General features: G+C 58.1%; 4 protein-coding genes and 3 pseudogenes. 4 read left to right on the forward strand and 3 right to left on the reverse strand.

The genetic code is table 11. From position 1 onward, the window contains the following. Positions 1-302: 302 nt before the first annotated feature. From AC0L17_RS34155 to AC0L17_RS34170, 4 genes and pseudogenes are all read left to right on the forward strand, one after another. Positions 303-577, forward strand: a pseudogene (locus tag AC0L17_RS34155) (Mu transposase domain-containing protein); the annotation flags it as partial. Between the two features lie 12 nt (positions 578-589). Further along, positions 590-808 carry a transposase gene (locus AC0L17_RS34160; RefSeq protein WP_473518948.1) on the forward strand — a complete coding sequence of 73 codons (219 nt, stop codon included), beginning with the start codon at positions 590-592 and terminating at the stop codon, positions 806-808. After that, entirely contained in the window at positions 781-1,053 is a 273-nt protein-coding gene (locus AC0L17_RS34165) for a hypothetical protein (RefSeq protein ID WP_473518945.1), read from the forward strand. The genes AC0L17_RS34160 and AC0L17_RS34165 overlap by 28 nt, the downstream gene beginning before the upstream one ends. Beyond that, positions 1,050-1,355, forward strand: a complete 306-nt coding sequence (locus AC0L17_RS34170) for an IS3 family transposase (protein WP_473518946.1) — start codon at positions 1,050-1,052, stop codon at positions 1,353-1,355. The genes AC0L17_RS34165 and AC0L17_RS34170 overlap by 4 nt, the downstream gene beginning before the upstream one ends. Here AC0L17_RS34170 and AC0L17_RS34175 read toward each other — a convergent pair. From AC0L17_RS34175 to AC0L17_RS34185, 3 genes and pseudogenes are all read right to left on the reverse strand, one after another. Next, positions 1,330-1,667, reverse strand: a pseudogene (locus tag AC0L17_RS34175) (M14 family metallopeptidase); the annotation flags it as partial. The gene AC0L17_RS34170 and the pseudogene AC0L17_RS34175 overlap by 26 nt on opposite strands. Positions 1,668-1,886: 219 nt before the next feature. Beyond that, positions 1,887-2,423 (reverse strand): annotated as a pseudogene (locus tag AC0L17_RS34180) (DDE-type integrase/transposase/recombinase). A gap of 164 nt (positions 2,424-2,587) precedes the next feature. Further along, positions 2,588-3,922 (reverse strand): ABC transporter permease subunit (locus AC0L17_RS34185; RefSeq protein WP_473518947.1); only part of this gene is annotated, 1,335 nt, incomplete at its 5' end.

Genomic DNA, 3,922 nt, shown 5'->3' on the forward strand with positions numbered 1-3,922 from the left:
TTCTTGCCATTGGCGTTGACCCTCCGTTGCGTGCTGTGCGGTGGTCCGAGCGTAAGCAGGCATCAGCTTGTTATCACCGCCTGACCTCAGACTTGGCGGTGAAGTTATCATTGTCGGTGACCTGCGGTTGAAAAGATTCGCTAAGTTTCCGTTTAAGGTTGTTTCAACGCTTAACACTGCAGCCCTTGCAGCGGGGTCGCGCTCTGACAAAGCAGCGTGCTGGCGTTCCGGCGAAGCAGCTGTGGCGCATTTTGTCAGGCCCGGAGAGTTCTGGTGTCCGCCCGCGCCCGCGGCGTCGTTGATCCTTCTTCTCGATCGCCGAGCTCAACGCGGCGATCGCCGAACTGCTCGAGGATCTGAACAATCGGCCGATGCGCCATGTCGGCCAAAGCCGCCGCGAACTGTTCGAGGAGATCGAGCGGGCTGCTTTGAAGCCGCTGCCGGCGGCACCGTTCGAATACCCGAGTGGAAGTCGGCGAAGGTCCATCCTGACCACCATGTCAAGGTCGACAAGACCTTCTACTCGGTGCCCGTCGAGGTGCGGCTCACTCGTCGAGTGGTCGAGATCTTCCACGATTGACATGAGACCCTGAAGGCACTCCAGTTTTGGGTAGAGTCCGTATCGACCAAGGAGAGGACGAATGAACGTTCACGGTTTACGGAAGAACAGGTCATTGCGATTTTGAGGGAGCAGGAGGCGGGAATGAAGACCGCCGATGTTTGCCGCAAGCACGGGATCTCGGAAGCGACTTTCTACAGTACAAGGCCAAATTCGGCGGTATGGACGTTTCCGACGTCCGCAAGCTGAAGGCTTTGGAAGAGGAGAACGCCAAGCTGAAGAAGCTGCGGGCCGAGCAGATGCTGGACAATGCCATCCTGAAGGATGTCGCAGCCAAAATGGTGACGCCCGATGGAAAGCGATGCGCTGTGGCCCACGCGTGCGAGCAGCATGGGGTGAGTCAGCGTCGGGCGTGCAAGGCTCTTTCGTCGATCGCTCAAGCATTCGCTATACAAGCATCCGGTCGGATGATGCCGTCTCTCGCGCTGCGATGAAGACGGTGGCTGCCGAACGACGCCGCTTCGGCTACCGGCGCATCCGCATCATGCTTGGACGGCAAGGGATCGTGACGAACCAGGAGAAGCTGCGGCGGCTTTACCGGGAGGAGAAGCTGCAGGTCCGCAAGCGTGGCGGCCGCAAGCCGGCCTTGGAAACAAGAAGGATGATCGCGCCGGCGCGGATGAACGAGCGCTGGAGCCTGGACTTCTGTCGGCCATTGGCAACAATACGCGCGAAACCGCATCCGCGATTCGTTCAGTCACTGACCCGTCGGCGCGGCTCGGAAAAACGCGATTGAGGTTCAACCCGTCGAGGGGAGTATTGCGGCTCCATACCTCCACGGCCAATGGATTAAGCACCGGTAGGACGATGACTCGCCCACAGGTTTGCGCTTCTGGCAACACTTAATAACCCGTCGCGCAACAATTGGCCCCTCCAATTCATTGCCATGATTTCCGCCGGTGACAAGAAGACGCGGCCCCTCTCCATTATTAAGACTGAAGACCGGGAGTGAAAGCTCCCCACGGTCGGTATCTCCCGGGACAACAAGATACCCCGTGCTCAAGCCGGATGTATCAAGATCGAACGTAAGATGTGGTGCTTTGCTCATTGTTCAATCTATTTGTAAGTAACGGGCGACCTTGGCGGCGGGTTTACGATAGCTGTTGCGCGTTTATTTCTCCCGCTCTGGAAGTATGCGCCTGGCGATATTCCATTCGCCATATAATGTCCCGGACCGGGCCATCGCATTTTCAGATAGCTGTCGATGGCGGTGCCACCCTGAACTTGCGTCCGGGATGCCGCAGGCGTTCTGCCTTACGGATTGACTTCAGGCCATGGCTCCCGCGACAGCTTTCCACTTCGCAACCGCTTGGATGGTGAACGCGGCTTTGGAATTTGCCAAGCGTTGTGAACGGGGGTGGACCAAAGATATTTCCATTGGCGGAGAAGACAGAGACGAAGCGCTGAAGACCTCTCGCGATCGAAAGCGCTCCATCGTTCACTTCCGCTTTCGCAGCGGCACATGTGAATTCTCGGCGCGGTTGTTCAGGCCCTTGTGGATCGATGTCGACATTCGTCATAACCTGGCGGCGCGCCGCACCATACGAGCGCAGCTTGTCGGTGATCATCCGTCAGTGCCCTGCTTCTTCAGAAGCCCGGGTCAGCAATCGTCTGGCTGCTTGGTGCTGCGGCGGTTTTTGACAACTAGTGCCCTGCCCCTCCGCGCCACTGACGAGACCCTGCGCACCATCGCCGCCTGCACTTGGGTGTCGTTTTGCCTCACGCCGCGCTCGATCAGCATTCCTCAACAAGACATAGATTCAGCGGAAACCGAAAATAGAACCACCGCTTAAGCGATGATCAGAGGCGGGAAGCGATATGGCTTGTAGCTCTGACTGGCGCGTTGACGGACGTGCGTCTATCGCGATAGCTTAGCTCCTCCCAAGCCGTTGCCATGACATCACCCCTGCCCGACATAAGCCATTAACACGTCGCCGTTCATCGCGCCGTCGTAGACTCCGCGCTGCCTCAAGTCGCAGGTGCTTGGCGCGCTCGCTGAAGGCCCAGCGCCGATCGCCACCCCGCAACGTAAAGGGTCACTAGAATAAACAGTGGCAAAAGGATCAACATTGTCGCCACCGCGGCAATTGTCGGGTCGATCTGGTGGCGAATGTCCTCCCACATCTTTAGCGGCAGGGTGCGGATTGAAAGCCCTGCTATAAGTGAGGTGATGACGACCTCATCAAACGAGGCGAGGAACGCGAACACAGCGCCGCCGATGATGCCCGGACGGATCAGTGGCAGCGTCACCCGCATAAATGTAAGGAACGGTCCCGCGCGCATGCTCATAGCTGCCTGCTCCAGCTGCGGGTCGAAATTCGCCAAGGTAGCGGAGACTATCACGACGACATAGCCGATAGCGCCGACGGTATGCGCCAAGACTATGCCGGTCATCGATCCCAGCAGCCCGAGTTTGACCAGCCCGAGATAGGTTGCGATACCGACGACGATAACTGGAAATGTAATTGGCGTCAGCATCGCCATGGTCAAAAAGCTGCGCAGCCGGCGACTTGTGCGGGTAAGGCCGTAGGCAGCAAGGGTGCCGACGATGGTCGACAGGGTGGCAACCACAATGCCGATCTGGACGCTGATCCAAACGGCTTCGTACCAGGCCGGATCGCTGAAGAAAGACCGGTACCACTGCAGTGAAAAGCCCGAGGGCGGGAATTCCAAATACTTGCCCGCGCTGAATGACATTATGACGACGAGAATTTCGGGAAACAACAGGTAGAACATGACCAACGCGAGGAACAGCACGCCAACCACCTTCGACCAGCGGCTGTCATGGCCGGCCTGGAAAAGTTGCGCCACCCAACGCTCCCTCCGACGAGGAGCGAGAAACTCACCGAGATAGCGTAGCAGCGGGCCAAATGAAGGAAGCCGATTCACCCAAGAGTTCTGCACTTGTTGCAGTTTACGGTCCTGCGCACCGGAGAGATCAAGTCCGAAGACGGAGAGCACGACGATGGCGACTGCCAGGAGGATAAAAGCTGTGGCGGCAACACGAGCCATATTAAAGGATGTCTTGACCTGGGACGCGATGAAGGTCGACAACATGGCGTCGCTCAACCCGCCGAGGGCAGCCGGCGTGATGTAGAATCCGAGGCAGATTACAAAAACCAACAGGGACCCGCTGCGTACGCCCGGCATGCTGAGTGGCAAGAAAACGCGCCAGAAGGCGGCAAAAGGCCGTGCACCCATGCTACGGGCAGCCGCCATGAGCGACTTGTCGATGCCCATCATGACGCTGACCAGAGGCAGGATCATCATGGGCAGCATAATGTGAACCATGCCGATATAAAC

It is taken from the genome of Mesorhizobium sp. WSM4829 (genome assembly GCF_055811475.1).